This is a genomic window from Nonomuraea sp. NPDC023979 (genome assembly GCF_040639085.1).
Taxonomy (GTDB): domain Bacteria; phylum Actinomycetota; class Actinomycetes; order Streptosporangiales; family Streptosporangiaceae; genus Nonomuraea; species Nonomuraea ceibae.
Genome location: NZ_JBEZZG010000023.1, coordinates 83,335 through 100,537 on the forward strand (window position 1 = coordinate 83,335; position 17,203 = coordinate 100,537).

Annotated in this window: 17 protein-coding genes and 1 pseudogene; 6 read left to right on the plus strand and 12 right to left on the minus strand. The window is 65.8% G+C overall.

What is annotated here, in order from left to right:
* Nucleotides 1–45: 45 nt before the first annotated feature.
* Both dprA and AB0G11_RS32395 read right to left on the minus strand, forming a co-directional pair.
* Nucleotides 46–1,890 (minus strand): DNA-processing protein DprA, encoded by a 1,845-nt coding sequence (gene dprA, locus AB0G11_RS32390; RefSeq protein ID WP_357590428.1) that lies wholly within the window; start codon nucleotides 1,888–1,890, stop codon nucleotides 46–48.
* Between the two features lie 51 nt (nucleotides 1,891–1,941).
* On the minus strand, nucleotides 1,942–2,556 hold the full coding sequence (locus AB0G11_RS32395) for an ATP-binding protein (protein ID WP_357590430.1): 615 nt from the start codon (nucleotides 2,554–2,556) through the stop codon (nucleotides 1,942–1,944).
* Nucleotides 2,557–2,593: 37 nt separating this feature from the next.
* Here AB0G11_RS32395 and AB0G11_RS32400 point away from each other — a divergent pair, with 37 nt between their 5' ends.
* The 6 genes from AB0G11_RS32400 (at nucleotide 2,594) to AB0G11_RS32425 (ending at nucleotide 6,984) form a co-directional block, all read left to right on the plus strand.
* Nucleotides 2,594–4,183, plus strand: a complete 1,590-nt coding sequence (locus tag AB0G11_RS32400; RefSeq protein WP_357590432.1) for a recombinase family protein — start codon at nucleotides 2,594–2,596, stop codon at nucleotides 4,181–4,183.
* 291 nt (nucleotides 4,184–4,474) lie between these two features.
* Nucleotides 4,475–4,669, plus strand: coding sequence for a hypothetical protein (locus AB0G11_RS32405; protein WP_357590434.1), 195 nt, complete (start codon nucleotides 4,475–4,477; stop codon nucleotides 4,667–4,669).
* Entirely contained in the window at nucleotides 4,656–5,177 is a 522-nt protein-coding gene (locus AB0G11_RS32410; RefSeq protein WP_357590436.1) for a DUF6879 family protein, read from the plus strand. The genes AB0G11_RS32405 and AB0G11_RS32410 overlap by 14 nt, the downstream gene beginning before the upstream one ends.
* Nucleotides 5,159–6,004: a helix-turn-helix transcriptional regulator gene (locus AB0G11_RS32415; protein WP_357590438.1), complete on the plus strand. Its 846-nt coding sequence runs from the start codon at nucleotides 5,159–5,161 to the stop codon at nucleotides 6,002–6,004. The genes AB0G11_RS32410 and AB0G11_RS32415 overlap by 19 nt, the downstream gene beginning before the upstream one ends.
* Before the next feature lie 33 nt (nucleotides 6,005–6,037).
* Entirely contained in the window at nucleotides 6,038–6,424 is a 387-nt protein-coding gene (locus AB0G11_RS32420; protein WP_357590440.1) for a hypothetical protein, read from the plus strand.
* A 236-nt stretch (nucleotides 6,425–6,660) separates the two neighbouring features.
* Entirely contained in the window at nucleotides 6,661–6,984 is a 324-nt protein-coding gene (locus tag AB0G11_RS32425; protein ID WP_357590442.1) for a hypothetical protein, read from the plus strand.
* Nucleotides 6,985–7,567: 583 nt separating this feature from the next.
* Here AB0G11_RS32425 and AB0G11_RS32430 read toward each other — a convergent pair.
* The 10 genes and pseudogenes from AB0G11_RS32430 to lepB (AB0G11_RS32475) all read right to left on the minus strand — a co-directional run bounded on the left by AB0G11_RS32430 (nucleotide 7,568) and on the right by lepB (AB0G11_RS32475) (nucleotide 17,138).
* Nucleotides 7,568–8,374, minus strand: coding sequence for a hypothetical protein (locus tag AB0G11_RS32430; protein ID WP_357590444.1), 807 nt, complete (start codon nucleotides 8,372–8,374; stop codon nucleotides 7,568–7,570).
* A 1-nt stretch (nucleotide 8,375) separates the two neighbouring features.
* Nucleotides 8,376–8,747 carry a hypothetical protein gene (locus AB0G11_RS32435; protein WP_357590446.1) on the minus strand — a complete coding sequence of 124 codons (372 nt, stop codon included), beginning with the start codon at nucleotides 8,745–8,747 and terminating at the stop codon, nucleotides 8,376–8,378.
* Nucleotides 8,748–10,094: 1,347 nt separating this feature from the next.
* Nucleotides 10,095–10,505 (minus strand): hypothetical protein, encoded by a 411-nt coding sequence (locus AB0G11_RS32440; RefSeq protein WP_357590448.1) that lies wholly within the window; start codon nucleotides 10,503–10,505, stop codon nucleotides 10,095–10,097.
* 1,073 nt (nucleotides 10,506–11,578) lie between these two features.
* Nucleotides 11,579–12,670: a hypothetical protein gene (locus AB0G11_RS32445; RefSeq protein ID WP_357590450.1), complete on the minus strand. Its 1,092-nt coding sequence runs from the start codon at nucleotides 12,668–12,670 to the stop codon at nucleotides 11,579–11,581.
* Between the two features lie 222 nt (nucleotides 12,671–12,892).
* Nucleotides 12,893–14,017 (minus strand): annotated as a pseudogene (locus AB0G11_RS32450) (ATP-binding protein); the annotation flags it as partial.
* Nucleotides 14,018–14,371, minus strand: coding sequence for a YraN family protein (locus tag AB0G11_RS32455; RefSeq protein WP_219511891.1), 354 nt, complete (start codon nucleotides 14,369–14,371; stop codon nucleotides 14,018–14,020).
* Nucleotides 14,372–14,610: 239 nt separating this feature from the next.
* A complete protein-coding gene (locus tag AB0G11_RS32460) occupies nucleotides 14,611–14,934 on the minus strand; it encodes a DUF2469 domain-containing protein (protein ID WP_357590452.1) in 324 nt (107 codons plus the stop codon).
* 39 nt (nucleotides 14,935–14,973) lie between these two features.
* Nucleotides 14,974–15,642, minus strand: a complete 669-nt coding sequence (locus tag AB0G11_RS32465; RefSeq protein ID WP_357590454.1) for a ribonuclease HII — start codon at nucleotides 15,640–15,642, stop codon at nucleotides 14,974–14,976.
* 45 nt (nucleotides 15,643–15,687) lie between these two features.
* On the minus strand, nucleotides 15,688–16,278 hold the full coding sequence (lepB, locus tag AB0G11_RS32470) for a signal peptidase I (protein WP_219511945.1): 591 nt from the start codon (nucleotides 16,276–16,278) through the stop codon (nucleotides 15,688–15,690).
* Nucleotides 16,275–17,138 (minus strand): signal peptidase I, encoded by an 864-nt coding sequence (gene lepB, locus AB0G11_RS32475; RefSeq protein ID WP_219511964.1) that lies wholly within the window; start codon nucleotides 17,136–17,138, stop codon nucleotides 16,275–16,277. The genes lepB (AB0G11_RS32470) and lepB (AB0G11_RS32475) overlap by 4 nt, the downstream gene beginning before the upstream one ends.
* Nucleotides 17,139–17,203: the final 65 nt, after the last annotated feature.

Consider the following 17,203-nt stretch of genomic DNA (forward strand, 5'->3'; position numbering starts at 1 on the left):
GACGCCGCACGGGAAGCGACGCGCTCGACGTACGGCGAACGTCGATCATGGCGGCTCCGGGCGGGGTGACGGGATCATCTGATTCTCCGGGTGACAGGGCTGCGACGCGGGCGTCGATGAGGGGAGCGGCGTCTCGTCCTCTTGCGAGCTGGCGTTGGGCGGGGGCGTGAGCGCCGGAGAGCCGGTGCGGGGTGAGGGGATGAGAGTGGGCCGTCCCTCGGGCAAAGCCGGGCGAGGAGGAGAGGTTCGCTCGGGTGTGGCGGAGGCGTCGAGCAGTGGGCGGTCCGAAGGGACGGGCGATCCGGGCGTTCCGGGCGGGTGAGCAGGTGGTTGAGCTGATCCAGCGGGCGGCTCCGATGGCGCAGCGTCTCGTTCCGACGGAACGCTGGGTGGGGCGGCGCGCTGCTCGGGAGGCACCCTGGGCGATTCCGGTGAGACAGCGGGCTGTCCGGAAGGGACGCTAGACGGCCCTGTAGAGATGGCTCCCTGCTCTTGAGGCGCCCCGGGCGGCCTCGGCGAGGCAGCGCGCTGCCCCGAAGCGTGGTGCCCCCAAGCGTGGTGCTCGGAAGCGTGGTGCTCGGAAGCGTGGTGCTCGGAAGGGACGGCGTGCTGTTCCGAAGGGGGCGTGGGCTGGTCGACGGCGGTGGGGGTGGCTTTGGGGTAGACGGGCGAGGGGGCTTTGCGGATGCGCCAGCCCTTTGGGACGCGTTCGACGTAGCCGGCGGCCGCTAGAGAGCCCAGGGCGCTCAGGGCGGTGTTGAGGGGGACGCCCGCGGCCACGGCGATGGTCGCCGGGCCGGCGCCGCCTCGCGAAGGGATGGCGTCCAGGACGGCGCGGGTCTGGAGTGACAGGGCGTCTCTGGGTAGGGCCGGAGCGCGCTGGGGCGGGGCGAGGTCGTCGCCGATCGTGCCGACGAGCTCGATGAGCTCTTCGGGGGAGGTCACGCAGACCGCCTTCTGCTCTCTGAGGAGGCGGTGGCAGCCCGCGGACTGGGCCGAGGTGATGGGGCCGGGGACGACGGCCAGGTGGCGGTCGAGGGTGAGGGCGTGGGTTGCGGTGTTGAGCGCGCCGCTGCGCAGGGCGGCTTCGATGACGGCCGTGCCCCGGGAGAGTGCGGCGATCAGGCGGTTGCGGATGAGGAAGCGGGCGCGGGTGGGGTGGACGCCCGGCGGGCACTCGCTGACCAGGACGCCCTGGTCGCGGGCAGCGGCGAAGAGGGGCCGGTGTTCGGCTGGGTAGGGGATGTCCACGCCGCAGGCCAGGACGACGACCGTCGGGGAGTCGGCGGCGAGGGCGCCTCGGTGGGCGGCGGCGTCGATGCCGATTGCGCCGCCCGAGATGACGGTCCAGCCTGACTCGCTCAGGCCGATGCCGAACTGGGCGGCGACGTGGGCGCCGTAGGGGGTGGCGGCTCGGGCGCCGACGACGGCCGCCGATCTGAGGCAGGAGAAGCGGAGGTCGGCGTTGCCGTGGAGCCACAGGCCGAGCGGGCGACCGGCGCCGAGCTGGTCGAGCTGGGTGGGCCACTCCGGGTCGCCGGGGATGACGAGCCTGGCTCCGGCCTCGTGGCCGGCGGCGAGGTCCGCCGCGGGGTCGGCGGCGGTCAAGCGGGCGTGCCAGGTGGCGAGGCGGGTGTGCCAGGTGGCAAGGCGGTGGCTCAGGTCCCCGGGGTGGTCTCCCGGGCGGTCTCGGGAGTGGTCTCCGGAGTGGTCTCGGGAGTGGTCCCCGTCGGCCGGGAGGGGGTCGCCGGGGTCGGGGAGGCGCTGGGCGCGAACGGCTTCGGCGGTCCGGACGGCGCCGTAGTGGGAGACTAGGCGGCCCATCGCGGTGTCGCCGGCGTCGGCGGCGCGCATGAGGGCGGCACGGGCCTCGTGGTCGGGGGTGTGCACGGGGGGCTTCTCCTGGAGACGGAAGGCGAACGGACAGGGAAAAGGGGCGGGTCAGGGGGTCAGGCCGAGCCACAGCGCCAGGGCTGCGGAGGTCTCGTCCTCGTCGGGGCGGTCCTTGCCGGCCAGGTCGGCGAGGGTCCAGGCGACGCGGACGACGCGGTCGAGGCCGCGCGCGCTGAGGGTGCCGGAGTCGAGGCAGCTCGTGATGGGGCGCATGGCGGCGTCCGCCGGACGGTAGTCGGCGTGCAGAGACGACGAGGGGATCTCGGCGTTGGTGCGCCAGGGGGTGCCGGCGAAGCGCTTGGCGGCGCGCTCACGGGCCAGCAGGACGCGCTGGGCGACCGTGCGGCTGGACTCGACGAACTGCCGGTCGGCCAGGAGCTCGCGCCTGCTGGAGCGAGCCACGGTGACCTTCATGTCGATGCGGTCGAGCAGCGGACCCGAGAGCCTGCCCAGGTAGCGGCGCCGGACCGTGGGCGAGCAGTGGCAGCTCTCGCCCTGGTCCTGGGGCTGGGCGCAGGGGCAGGGGTTGGCGGCCAGCACCAGGATGAAGCGGGCCGGGAACGTGACCGAGCCCGCCGATCTCGCCACCGTGACCTGGCCCGACTCCAGCGGCTGGCGGAGCGAGTCGAGGACGTGGCGCGGGAACTCCGGTGCTTCGTCCAAGCATGCAGATATACGCCTAAATCGTTACGCTCGTCACATGAAAACCAAGCGTGTCCTAGGCGTCATACGCCTGTCGAACCTCACAGATGACACCAGCTCGCCCGCCCGTCAACGGGCGAAGATCGACGGTTGGGCAGACCTGAAAGACGCCCACGTCGTCGGCTACGCCGAAGACCTCGACGTGTCCGCCATCACGAAAGGCCCGTGGGACCGGCCCGAGTTGGCCGCCTGGCTCGACAAGCCCGACGCATACGACGTCGTCGTGTGTTGGAAGCTCGACCGGTTAGCACGAAACGCGCTCGACTTCCTGGAACTGCTCAGGTGGGCCGATGACCACAGCGTTGAGATCGTCGCCATAGACGACGGTATCGACCTGTCGTCAGACGTAGGCCGCATGGTGGCAACGATCCTTGCCGTGTTCGCCGAGTTTGAGGGAAAGACGATGCGAGCCAGGGCTAAGCAGGCATACGACCACAACGTGAAAGCTGGCAAGTGGCGGGGCGGCTTCCTCCCCTACGGGTACCGGCCTGTCAAGGCCGACGACGGTTGGCGCCTAGAGATCGACCCGGAGACGAGTGCAGTCCTGCGGGAAGTCGTCGGCCTGGTCATCGAAGGACGGTCCATCAACAGCATCACAAGGGAGCTGAACCGGCGCGGTGTGCCCACATCCTTGGACGTACAGCGTGTGCGGGCAGGCAAGGAACCTAAGGGCGCCCTGTGGCGCGTGGGCAACCTGATCAAACTTCTACGGTCTAAGACGCTGCTAGGTCAGTACGAAGCACAGGGCAGCGAGTACGACTCACCGACCGGCGAACGGAAGGTTGTGCGAGGCAGCGACGGCATGCCCGTGCAGCGGGCAGAGCCGCTGATCTCGCTTGCTGAGTGGGAGCGGCTACAGGCAGCGCTCGACGGCAACAGCAACAAGCGGGCGGGGAACCGCAAGGGCGGATCTCCCCTCTTGCAGGTTGCATACTGCGCTGTCTGTGCGAGGCCGCTGTACAGGAACCCATCTGGGCACGGCGATTGGTTCTCCTACCGGTGCTCGGCTAAGGCCGTATCGGGCCTTTCCTGCGGCAACGGCAGCATCAGGGACAACGTCCTAGAAGCGCGGGTTGAAGAGGCGATCCTTGAGCGCATCGGGCACCTTCCACGACACGTCAAGGTTCATGTTCCAGGGGAAGACCACAGCGAGGCGCTAGAGCAGGCGCAGATGGCCCTAACGGAGCTTTCGGAGCAGCTAGGGGCGATGACATCCAAGTCAGGCCGTCAGGCCGTTCTAGCGCAGATCACCGCCCTGGATGAACGCATCGCCAAGCTAGAGACAATGCCGTCCCGGCCGTCATCGATCGAGTGGTTGCCGACCGGCGAAACCTTCGGTGAGCACTGGTCGCGGCTCGACACCGAGGGGCGGGGCAGGTTCCTGCGTTCGGCAGGCGTCCGCGTGGAAGTCCTCAAATGGCCCGACCTGCGAAGCCCTGACGAATGGCCAGACCTGCCTACGTCCACACTCGGAGGGATCACGTACGCCCTCGGCCCCGACGGGACCGGTAAGCGGAACACGCCCCCCATGCTCCACCTTGTGATTCCAGACCTTGACGAGCTGGTGAGGCTTGGCACCCGTTCCTGACGGGCTGGCCCCCGCTGCGGCGGGGGCTTCCCCGCTCGCCCTGCAAAGATTCGTCGGATAAGTCCTACGCGTACGTTCCGTGAAAGCGTATGAAACTGGACATCGGGGGTCGACCAGGGGCTTAGCAAGTGCCGGCGGGCGCGGAGAGTGATCGAATCTGTCGCTGAACGCCCGCAGCGGGTGTAGACACTACGGCGGCTGGGTCATGGTTTCCCGTTCTCTCAACTCACACAGCTTGACCCCTCTCCGCGCGCCCTCAAGCATGGAGATCACGACACGAGAGGGGCAGACATGCGGCTAACCAAGCTGGGTGGCGAGGACTGCGACGAGGGCACCTGTCCCACCATCTACAAGACCGACCGGGGAACCATCGTGGTCCAGGGTGCCAGAGTGCAGGACGACCACGGCGTAAACGTTCCCGATCACGAAACGCTCGCCGAGATCCCCGAAGAACTCTTCCGGCAGGTTGCCCGTGCTCTCGCCTGAGGAATTCGGCAAACTCTTCGAAACCTTCGACCGCGAAGCGTTCAGGCTCGAAACGCTGGACTACTACGACGCGGCAGGAACACGCAAAGGACTACCGGCCTTCCTCGCTGGCGAGGAAGAACCCGAAGAGTTCAAAAGCTCGCCGTGGGTTACGACCGTGAGCAACGCCGTACGGGCCGGAAAGCGCATGTACCGAGTACATGTCGTTACTACGCCCCTCACGGACTATCTTCGGTTTGAGTTCGCTTGGGGCTATCACCGCAACGCGAAGGCCGGGGAAGAGTTCTATATCCTCGACCTGGCCGAACGCGACGTACCCGGACTTCCGGATCACGACTTTTGGCTATTCGACGACCGCACAGTCGTCCGCATGGATTACGACGAGCACGGCGCATACGTCGGGGCAGAGCTATTGCCTCAAAGCCAGGCCGATAAGTACATCGGATACCGAGAGCTAGCTCTCAGGCACGCCGAACCGCTGGCGACCTTTTGGGAGCGTCACGGCTGAACAAAGAAGATCTAGCAACAGCACTCCGGGAACTGCGCCAAGCTAGCGGCCTACCCGCTAAAGCAGTCGCCCGGAGTGCCGTCATGTCCCCGTCAAAGCTCAGCAAGATTGAGAACGGCCACCTGGCCCCAACGCTCACCGACGTTGAACGTATCCTCACCGCCCTTGCCGTCTCTGAACAGGTCAAGGCCGGATTCATTCAAGCGGCGCGCCTAGCGGCAACAGAGGCTACGGCTTGGCGCCTGTACCGGCGCATGGGGCCACACAAGAAGCAAGCGCAGATACAAGCCGTAGAAGCGCAGACAAGCGCGCTGCGACTCTTCCAAATCTCTACGATACCCGGCCTGCTCCAAACGCCTGAATACGTACGTGCGGTCGTCGCGCGGCGAGACTACACGCCAGAAGAGACAACCCGCACCGTAGGTGCGCGCCTGGAGCGACAAGCGATCCTCTATGAGACAGCGCGAAGCTTCCATTTCGTCATCACGGAATCCGTGCTTCGGTGGCTCATCCTGCCCCCGGCTATGTTGGCCGGACAGCTAGACCGACTCATATCCATCTCGCGATTGCCCAACGTGAGTATTGGCGTAGTGCCCATGTCTGCGCCTCAGCGCGACTTGCCCGGAACGCCATTCTGCATCTTTGATGACCGGCTAGTAACCGTAGAAACCCCGCACGCCGAGATTGTGACAACCGACCCGCGAGACATAGGCACATACCGCACCAAATTTGATGGCTTCGCTCAGGCGGCGCTATACGGCGATGAGATGAGCGTGTTCGTTGCAGGCATCCGCGATGAACTATTGCTAGAACGGGAAACACCCTAGGCCGCACCGCCCCAGCCTATATACCGTCGAAGCATGGCTACCATACAGAGAACTGTGTCGCCCGGTGACTCGCTCTGCGACCCAATCCCCGAGACGGTGGCAGCAGCACAGAAAGCCGCACTAGACCAGGTCCTAGGCCACCTAACGGCCACCGGCATCAATGCGCAATTGATTAGGCGCGTCGCGGTTCAATGCGCGACCTCGCCCGCGCCTTCCGCGCAATCGCTCTGGTATCCGCCACAGCTCGTCATCTACGCGGACAAGGGAAGGCAGATAGCCAGAATCAGCGTAGGCCCGCGCTCCGGTAGCTATCTGGTTGAGCTGGTGGACGACAGGCCCGACCGCGCCGGGCGGGTAGAAGTGGTTCGAGGCACGGAGGCAAAGCGCGTCGCCTGGTTGATCTCGCGGGCGGCAGCATGACGAATCTTGGTGCGCTGCGATCCCGCTACGGGCGAACCTGGGCGTTCAGCGACAAGCTTATTTACGGCGTGGCCGCCTGGCGGCACGCGGGAATTACCCGCGAAGAATCGCAAGCTGGTTTGCTCAACGTCCTACTTGCTTGGGACGCCGCCGAGCTTGAGCGGAAGCTAGATACTCAAGCCGCGCGAGAGCCGCGACGCGGGCTTGCAGCCGAGAATCACGCAGTGGGGTAACCAATGGGCACCGCGACAGGGAGTCGCCCGGCTAGGTCTTTCGAGATCGTTTGGGAGAAATCCAACTTCGGCGAAATCGAGTACGGCTATGTGGGCAACATAAAGGCTTTCTCAGTCACGCAGGAAACCTCCCGCCGGTTTGTCCTGCGCCCGCGACTCCCCGACCCAAAGGGCGTCACATGGCCGCCTGAAGAGTTCAGCAATCGGGAACGCGCTCACGACCGCGCGAACGGGATTCTTCGCGACTTCCTTGCCGACTTCACCGCCCGGCGTCCGGGCAGCCGTCGTCAGGCATCCGATACGCCCCCGGTAGAGCAGGCCGTGTAGCTCTCTGCCGGGGCGCTGGCCCCCGACCGGCCTGGCAGACGAACCCCCCTTTCCGGTTTCCTGCCAGGGGGCGCAACACTGGCGTACTGCGCCCCTCCCTCACACTCCCGGTCGGGGGCTCTCAAACAGCCCTAGAACGCAGAAAAGCCCCCTAAGGTCACTAGACCCTAGGGGGCTTACTGCTAGGCCCTAAAAGGCGATCTCAGGGCGTTTTGAAGCAATTTAAGGCCGTTTCTCGACGGCCAGAATCAGCGCCAAACCGCAGGTCACTACGCGTAACGGCCCCTTGTGGGCCAAAGTCCCAGACCCGTAAGGATTGCGAAGGACAGCCCCTCCACTGTTCTCCATTGACTGGACCGTGGGGGTACCCCCTGGTAGGACCGGGGGGCGTGTACACGCTGTGTTACGTGCCTCGTGCTTCGCCGGTCGCCCCCGTGTGGGGGCGCTCTCTGGCTTGCAGCTTTGGCCTTTTGGCTTCGTGCTTGTGTCGTGCTGACACGTCGTGCCGTCTTCTAGGTTGGCCGGCACATGCCTTCCTAGTGGGTGCAACGAAGAAGGCCGCGCCAAAGCGGGGCCTGTGGTGCTACTCAGTAAAGAACCGATCCTTGTAGGAACCGCTCGGCTCTTCGTCACGGTTATAGGCGGGATTATCCTTCAGCCTGGCGTACATAAACCTCAGCGCGGCATTGGTTACGTTGCGATAACCTGTTCCCACCAAAACGTCTAGCCTGTCCTTATGCCGTTCGGAGTCGCCAAGAATAGCTGTCACGTTGATCTCTTCACGTTCCCTGCGCGGCGGCGGGGGGATCTTTCCCGCCGGAACGGTCGGAGTAGTATCGGCATCACCCGCCGACTGCGCTACCGCCCACCGGACGGCGGTAAGGGATTCTCTGTAGTGGTCACGTGCTTCCAGCATGGCACTAGTGTGCTCGCGATACTTGACGGCGCGTTCCTCCGCGATCTCAAGAGCGCGTTCAATCAAAGCGTCATTGCCGGGCTTGGAAATTTCAGCTTCAACCAGCTTTTCAGCTTCGATCAGCTTCTCTAGCCATACCTCATGGCGGACTGCATACACGGCAGCCTTGCTACGGTATTCGTCCGCGTGCTTTGTCGGGTCCTTGACCGGCTTGCCCGCCTCAACCGCCTTGCGGGCGGCGGCCTGGTCGGCAGTCTTAGCCCGGCTCTCGTGAGCGGGATTGATGGTCTGGTCATACTCGGCTTTGAACGCCTTGTATTCGCTCACCAAAGCCTTATAGGCGTCGAGCTGCCTAATGGCAGCTTCAGAAGCAAGGAAGCGCGGAACCTGGTCAAGGTATGGGATCGGCTTATAGATGTTTTCGGTCCGGATCGTGTTGTCCGGCTGCTTCTCGCGAGAGACGATGATAGGCACTTTAAGCGGGCTTCCTTTCTGCGACTCCAAGTAGGTCGTTTAGCTGCCCGGCGAGGCGGGCGGCATTGATCTCTTCATGCGTCATGCGCTGGAGATCGGATCGTGTGAGCTGCGGCGGACCTTCGGCAAGAACATCGCGAACAAACTGCTTAGGGTCGTCCACGAGGCGCTTATAGGCGCGCAAGGCTTCTAGCTGGGATTCCCCGCCGCTGTCCTGCGTCGCTTCGCTCTGGCTACGATCACGCACATAGTTGCCGGTCTCCATGAGAGCGTTAAGCTGCCCTGCCTGGTATGCCTCATGGATGGCTTCGTGTGTCATTCCGGCAAGGTCCTGCCGGTCGAGCTGGGCCGGATAGACCACGTCATCATGCACTGCTTGATTCCTTCGGTTGTGCTTACAGGATTCCATCCCCTGTCGGGGAAGCTGTAGAGAGCGAGAGGGCGCCCCCGCTAGGGGAAAGAATGGGGGCGCCCATTGCGATGTTTCCCCGGAGGAATCAAGCCGGGAATGCATCGCGCGGCTAGCCTGGCCTGACAGCGGGGCGGCTAGCCTCTGTGGCAGCGCTCGACATCCCGGAGAAAGGACAACGACGGGACGGAGCGACACACCAAATGTGAGGGAAGCGACCTACTTGGATTGTGCGGACTTCCCTCACTCTAATAGACGTGTCGGGAAGCCGGGTTTTCCGACAGTCCGTGAGTGTGACTTTGCACACATATAGCAGGTGCACGCCTCATGCGTTCACCCGTGTACGGCGCATGCTCTCGCGGTTGGATTCCCGTCTACGCGCCCGCGCGCACGTCGGGCAGTAACGGCGCTGGCTTGCTGCCCCAATGGGCAGCCTCGCCGGGCACCTAATGCAGTTGCGCACCACAGCGCGTCTCCCTTCAACGTCCGGCAGGCATGCCGGAATCAGCGGTTATCGTGAAGCCCCCACGCGCCTCTAGCGCGGTCACCACGCAGTTTCCGGGGCGCTAGGCGCGCCGGTAGCGTCAATGGGCTTGTACGCGGCTCTGAGGGCCATAGGTGGGCATTCCGCTCCCAAGGGCGGATGCCCTGGTTTCAACGAAGAGTTCTAAACGGCTCTGCAAGCCGCCTTGCGGCTCGACTCCGGCCCGTTAGGGATCGCCGGAGTCTCCGAAGCGTTCTATGGCTTTGCAAAGCCCTAGCGGGCATTCCGCCCTGACGGCGGAATCCCTGTTCAACGGTGTCTAGATAGGGCGCCTGACTGGCGCCTGCTATCGACGACTGTCGTCGTCTCGTTCATCGGCCGTCGAAAGGGCCAACAGGCCCAATGCTCGACGGCAGCCAAGCTGCCTCTATCGTTGGAAGCGCCATAGGCCCTTAGGCCGATAGCGCTTCATGCGTACTTAGATGCGCCCTTCCCGGGCGCTCATGGCTGACAAGCGTGCCTATTGCACCGGCCTACGATTCGCCGGTGCTACAACGCTCTTGGCTGTACTAGCTAGCTGGGCCGATGCTCGGCCCTACTGGGTAACTGCACTTAACTGCGACCCCTTCGTTCCGGGGGGTCGCTCGTAGGCTTGTTAGCTTGCTTGTAGATCCTGACCAGGCCCAACCCGTTGGGCCTTACTTGTAAGCCCTTAAAACCCTTCCTTTCAAACCTCCGTTGAGCTGCTTCTATATATGGAGAGCAACAATCAAACTTCCGCAGGTCAGTGCATTTTCGGTGACCATCTCGTGGTTCCGGCGGCTGGGCTACAGACCACGAAATGGTTTGGTGTCTTGCCACGCCTCGTCAGGCACCCCACGCAGGCGCATGCTCTCGATCATCCGCTGAAACTCTTCCCGAGCGTCATCCCACAGCGCCTCAGGATCTATCCACCCGTCCGCAGTCCAGGACAGAGTATGTCCGTGGACCGGGCAAGGGTGTGGAGACCTCTTGATGTCCGAGTCGATCATTTGGAACGGCAGCACCAGGCATTCCACCGTTGACGGCTGACCCAACAGCCCGGCGTCCACAAGCTTGGCGATCCACCGCTTAATGTTCCTGTCCGGCGACGGCTCTAGTTCGCCGGTACTGGCGTTGACCTTCCGGATCAGCCCCCCGATCTCACCGGGGGCGAAGTGCGCATGCCCGCCTTGCTGCGCTCGTCCGATGGCGAGCATGTGAAGCCTGTGCGCGCTGTCGAGTCCAGCGCCGTCCTGCAAAGCCACTTCAAACGTGGGAACCCTGTGAAGCTTCCACCAGCTAGGCCGGTATCTGTCGCCCTTCAAACCCGTGTCCTTCCAATAGAAAGCCCCCGCCATCGAGACGGGGGCGGATGTCACGTGCTGTGATTAGTGCCCTTGTGGCGGGCTCCGCGTTGACCAGGGATGGAAGAGCGCCGGCCAGCGCGGAGAGTGACGAACTGCCCGCCGAAGCGGGCGCCGTCCGCGACGGGCTAGGCAGCTTCCCAGAACGCCGCGTAGGTGCGCTGTCCGCCCTCGTCTGTCTCCCAACCGCGCCCATCAGGAACAGCGACAGGAGGAATGCAACCGAGGGCTTCCGAGACAACGGCCCCGTTGGCGCCTACAGTCCAATTGACCTCCCACAGGCGCCCGTCTTCATAGTTCACATAGTTGATCTGTACGTTTGCGTCCTGCCGGACAATCACCATGTCTCTGAATCCGGCGGTGTCCTTCGGCCCATAAATCATGCTGTCTTCCCGTTCGTCATGCTGTCTGAGTAGCTGTGCCAGTAGCAGTCTGAGTATGTGTTCCTGCGGTGCTGGGAGCGGACTTAGCCGATCGATCTCCCTAGCGACCCGCTCACATACCGGGGTGCGGCCCAAACGTTCACCTCGTGTACACGCTCTATGCAGTTATCAAGTGACCAGGCGCCGAAAGCGGAGCGCTCCGCCGAGGGATGGCGATGTGGGGGTGAAGCGGCCCCCGCCCCCGGCGGGGCTTTGACGCCTGCCTGGCTCCGCCGTAGCGGTTGAGGCAGAGCCGACGCAATAGCCCAGTGGGCGCCTGCGGCGGTGTAGAGGCGTTTGCCCCTACATGACCAATCTTTCACACTGCCCCGACAAATGATGGGGTTGTCACTCCGGGAACGGTTGGTAGCGCCTTTTAGCCCGTGTACACGCGGTGAGTCAATCGGTGAAACTCTGAATGCGCCCCCTAACTGCCCTGAAGGGCGGCGGTAGAGGAAAGGGAGAATGGAGCCGTCATGCGCTTTTAGGCGCTGTCTGGCCGTCCTAGGCGGCCTTATGCAGACGCTCGGCCATGAGGCGGCGGGCAAGGGCAGCGCCCGACAGGGCAGGGTCGTGCGCCTGGTCGTCGCCGATGGGATTGACCTTCGCCTGTGCCGACGTGCGACAGGCAGCGCAGAAGCCAGCCACACGGGCAGGCTTGCCGCATCCGTCACACTCGACCAGAACAGGCCCCACGGGCGTCACAGGGGCGCTTACAGGCTCACGAAGGGGCATCTTCCGGGTCAGCCGGTTCATCACCAGGCCGACCGGCGAGCGCAGCTCGGCAGGAAGCCCCGCACAGACAGCTTCGACTATCGCCCCGTCCGATGCGCCACGCTTACGCCACGCCTCGACCAGCGGGGCGATACGGGCTGCGTCCGACGCCGAGAACAGCATGCGGGCGTCACGCTGCCGCATGCACGCCAGCAGATCCACGACGCCAGCGATAGAGCGGTCCGCCTCGACGGCGCCCCCGGCGCCCGTGTCGTTACGAGTGTCGGCAGGCTTGCCGCCCTTCGGCCTGTCGTCGTCCGGCCCATCATCGTCGCGGTCGTCGGCAGGGGCCTGCCCCTGCTCGTTGCTGCCCTTCGGGTTGTCCTCAGGCGAAGACTCTCCCCGCCCCTCCCCTTCGGGCAGGGCGGTGATGTCCGCCAGATCCTCACCAGCGGCCAACCGCTCTGGGAGGGTAGGGAGGGGGGTTGTTTCTTTGAGAGGGTTCTTTACGGGGTTGCTGCCCGACTTGCCGGGGGTCGGCCTACCGGCGGTCGCTGACACGGGAAGCGGAGCACCGGTCACGCTGATCTGCGGCACGTCGTAGACCGCCGTCGCGGTGCGGACCCTGCCCCACCTGTCACGCGTCGTCGTACGGACGTAGAAGCCGAACGCTTCCAACTCATCCAGCGCCTTACCGGCGCCACGCTTGCCGAGACCGGGGATCATGGCGGAGATGTCACGCACGTTGATCTGAAAGCCGTCAGGCAGCGACAGAAGCATGAGCAGCAGCCCACGGGCCGCGAGGCTCATGGTGGGGTGCTGGGCGATCGCGTTCGGGATGACCACGAACGCAGACGTGTGCACGGTACGCTGAACACGCATCGGGAGCTGATACCTCCTGGTGAAGGGCGGGGAGTCCCGGTGTTGGCGCACCGGCCCCGCCCGTTTTCTGTTGTACGGCAGGACGATAACCGGTTCCCGCGCAGGGCGCGACCGCGTGTACACGCTCCCGACGTGCACGAACACCGCTGGCTCAACAGCCCAGAACCCGTGTTCCTGCTGCTCACACCGCCTATCGCTTAGGCGTCAATCTGGTTACTTCGGCTCGTCCATGAACAACACGCCCCGGTGGGCGAGGGAGATCGCGCCGGGGCGCACGACCGTGCTGCCGCCCCCGATGACGGCCGCGGCGGAGGCGGTGTGGTGGGGGTTGACGAAGGGCGGGCGGCTGACCATGGGGCTGTTGGGCGGTAGGACGCCCGCGACCGAGTGGATGGCCGTCACTTCGAGCGCGTGGTCGAGCTCCAGGTCGGGCAGCAGGGTCGGGAGGCGTTCGGCCAGCAGGGTCTTGCCGGTGCCGGGTGGGCCGAGCATCCAGAGGTTGTGGTTGCCCGCGGCGCAGACTTCCAGGGCGCGTCTGGCCATCGGCTGGCCGACCACGTCCGACAGGTCCAGGTCGGAGCGGGCGGCGGGGGCCGGGCCGCCGGCCTCCGCCTGGGCGGCGGGCCCGGAAGCCTCGGCGGACGTCGAAGCGCGGCCCGAAGCGCGGCCCGAAGCGGACCTCGAAGTCGGGCCTGGAGCGGGGCTCGAAGCCGTGCTCGAAGCGAGGCCCGATGCGAGGCTTGCAGCGGACGCCACAGCGGAGCCTGAAGCGGGCGCCACGGCAGGGTCCATAGCGGGGGCTGCGGCAGGGGCCGGGATGGCGGGTGGGGGGTCGCCTCGGCGCAGCCATTCGACGAGCCGGCGCAGGTCGGCGACCGGGACCACCCGCACGCCCGGCACCAGGGCCGCCTCGGCCGCGTTGGCGGCGGGGACGACCACGGTGGCGGCCCCGTCCCCGGCGGCGCCCAGAACCGACGGAAGCACGCCGCGCACCGGCCTCAGCCGCCCATCGAGGCCGAGCTCGCCGAGGAAGAACATGTCCGCGACCCGCTGGGCGGGCACCAGCCCGGCGGCGCCCAGGATGGCCACGGCTATGGCCAGGTCGAACTGACTGCCGCGTTTGGGCAGGCTGGCCGGGAAGAGGCTGACGGTGATGCGGGCGTCGGGCCAGGCGTAGTGGCTGTTGACCATGGCCGACCGGACGCGCTCGCGGGCCTCGCTCAGCGCAGTGTCGGGCAGGCCGATGAGGTGCATGCCCGCCAGCCCGCTGCCGACGTCGGCCTCCACCTCGACGGTGCTGCCGGTGACGCCGACGAGGGCGACGCTGCGGGTGGACGCGACCGCCATCTAGCTCACCCCCCGCACGTGACGCAGGGAGTAGTCGCCGGCGAAGCGCTCCAGCGCGATCACGTCGACCCGCACGGTCGCGTAGGGCTGGGGCTGGGCGGCGAGCCAGGTGGCGGCCAGGGCGCGCAGCCTGGCCACTTTCGCGGGGCGGACGGACTCGAGCGCCGTGCCGTGGGATCTGCTCGATCGGGTCTTGACCTCGACCACGACGAGCGTGGCGCCATCCTCGGCGATGATGTCGATCTCGCCCCGGCGGCAGCGCCAGTTGCGGTCGATGATGGTCATGCCCTGGGAGCGCAGGTAGTCGGCGGCCAGTCGCTCGCCGTGCCTGCCCAGGTCGTTCTTCGCGGCCATGTGGCACCTCCGGGGAGCGACTTTCGCTCATGGAGGCGGGGCCGGCAGTGGCCGAACGGGGTTCTGGGGATAAGTGCGGGGCACCGGGGCCGGGCCTGTGGACGAACGCGTGCGCACGCGCCGCCACCAGCCCCCGGAAACGACCGGCTCCAGGAAACCACAGCCCCGGACGTGGCCAGCCCAGAAAACCGCCAGCCCCGGAAACCACCAGCTCAGGAAGCGGTCACCCCCGGAAACGGTCAGCCCGAGAAGCCCTCCTTCGGCATTTCCAGGTCGGCCTTGGCCAATTCCTCGACGTTCACATCCTTGAACGTCACCACCCGGACATGCTTCACGAAGCGCGCCGGTCGGTACATGTCCCAGACCCAGGCGTCCTGCATCTTGACGTCGAAGAACACATCGCCGTTCTCCGCCGTGCGGACTTCCAGGTCGACCGAGTTGGTCAGATAGAAGCGCCGCTCCGTCTCCACCACATACGTAAACAACCCGACGACATCGCGGTATTCGCGGTAAAGCTGCAGCTCCATCTCGGTTTCGTACTTCTCGAGATCCTCTGCGCTCATCGCGGTCCTCCTGTCGTACCGGTCCCCCGGTGTGCCCGGCTAGGCAACGCCGGCCCCCATTTCATTCTCGCCCATCTCCCTGGCCACCGTGACGAACGAGTAACGGTGGTGCGGACACGGGCCGTGCGCCCCCAGTGCGAGGCGGTGTTGTGGTGTCACATACCCCTTGTGCTCGGCGAAACCGTACAGCGGATAATCGTCGTCCAGCGCGACCATCAACCGATCCCTTGTCACTTTGGCCACGATCGACGCGGCCGCCACACAGGCGGCCACCTGATCCCCCTTCCACACGGCGAGCGACGGCGCCGGCAGGCCCGGCACCGGGAATCCGTCCGTCAGGATGTACCCAGGGTCGCAGGACAGCCGCGCGACCGCCCGCCGCATGCCCGACACATTGCACTTGTGCAGGCCGCGCGCGTCGATCTCGCCGGGCGGGATGATGACGACGCCCACGTGGGCGGTGTCGACGATCCGCTCGTAGAGGCGCTCACGTACGGGCGCGGAGAGCAGCTTGGAGTCGCCCAGGCCGTTGATCTCCTTGCGCAGGATGACCGCGGCGACCACGAGCGGGCCCGCGCAGGCCCCGCGGCCTGCCTCGTCGACCCCCGCGATGGGGGTGAGGCCGCGCCGGGCGAGCGCCCGCTCGTAGGCGTGGATTCCGGAATCACGCCGGACGACGCTCGGTCGAGGGCGGAACGCAACTGTCATGACACACGAAGCGTACGCCCCATTCGCCGCATACCGCGACCGAAGCTACTCGATCTTCGCGAAGCTGTCGGGAGTGGTGAAGATCGTCCCTCTCGACAGCGGCCAGTAGCGCACCACGGCGGTGCCGATCACGTCGTCGACCGGGATGAACCCCTTGCCCGGCTCCTCCATGTGGCTGCGCGAGTCGGCCGAGGCGCTGCGGTGGTCGCCCATCAGCCACAGCTTGCCCTTGGGCACCGTGATGTCGAACTTCTCGTCGGAGGGGAAGTCGTCGGGGAAGAGGTAGGGCTCGTCCAGCGCCTTGCCGTTGATCGTCAGGCGCTTCTTGGAGTCGCAGCACACGACCCGGTCGCCGGCCACGCCGATGACGCGCTTGATCGTGTCCTCGCCGTTCCAGCCCTTGAAGACGATGATGTCGCCCCGCCCGGGAGCGCCGGCGAGCTTGTTGACGAACACCCGGTCGTTGATCTTGAGGGTGTTCTCCATCGACTCCGAGGGGATGTAGAACGACCCGATCACGAACGCCTGGAGCACCAGCGCGATCCCGACGCCCAGCACCAGCAGGTAGATCGTCTCGCGGAAGCCGCCCTTTTTCTTCTTCTCCACGCCCTCTGCCTTCTCGGTGACGGCCGTCATCGCCTCTTCACCAGCCAGCGCCGACGGACCACGACCAAGGGTACGGCCAGCGCGAATCCGGCGACCAGCGGGGCTGACCCGCTCAGCGCCTGGAGCGCGGGCTGGGCGAACGTGTCGGGGATCGGGATCGTGGTCGCGCGGGAGAACGGCCAGACGATCACGAAGGCGCGGCCGATGACCTGGCTCTCGGGGATGGACCCGCCGCCGGGGTCGCCCGTGTGGGAGCGCGAGTCCAGCGAGACCTGGCGGTGGTCGCCCATCACCCACAGGCGGTTGGGCGGCACCGTGATGTCGAACGGCTCCCGCGAGGGCAGGTTGCCCGGATAGAGGTAGGCGCTCTCGTCGATCGCCACGCCGTTGACGGTGATGCGCTGCTGGGAGTCGCAGCACTTGACGTGGTCGCCGCCGACGCCGATGACGCGCTTGATGTAGTCCTTCTCGCCGGGGACCACGCCGAACGCGGTGCCGACCCAGCGGAAGAAGCCCGCGACGGGGTTGGCCGGCTCCTCGAACTGGAACTCGCCGTCCCAGGAGTCGACGCCGGAGAAGACGACCACGTCGCCGCGCTCGATGTCGCGCGTGTGGTAGACGAGCTTGTTGACCAGCACCCGGTCGTTGGTGAGGAGCGTGTTCTCCATCGACTCGGACGGGATGTAGAAGGCCTGGATGACGAAGGTCTTGATGATCAGCGCCAGCGCCAGCGCCACGACGACCAGAACGGGAAGTTCTTTCCAGAACGACCCCTTCTTCTTCTCTTTCTTCCCGTCTTTTGCCGGCTTCTGAGTGTCTTCGGCGACCACGTCCACCTCGTCCTCGACAGGGCGGCGCGGCGCGCCGTGCTCCTGGCTCTCGCTAGTCATTGCTGACGAGCCTAGATGATGTCCCGGCCCGACAAGCCTCGACCGACGTTACACCGCTCACGAGT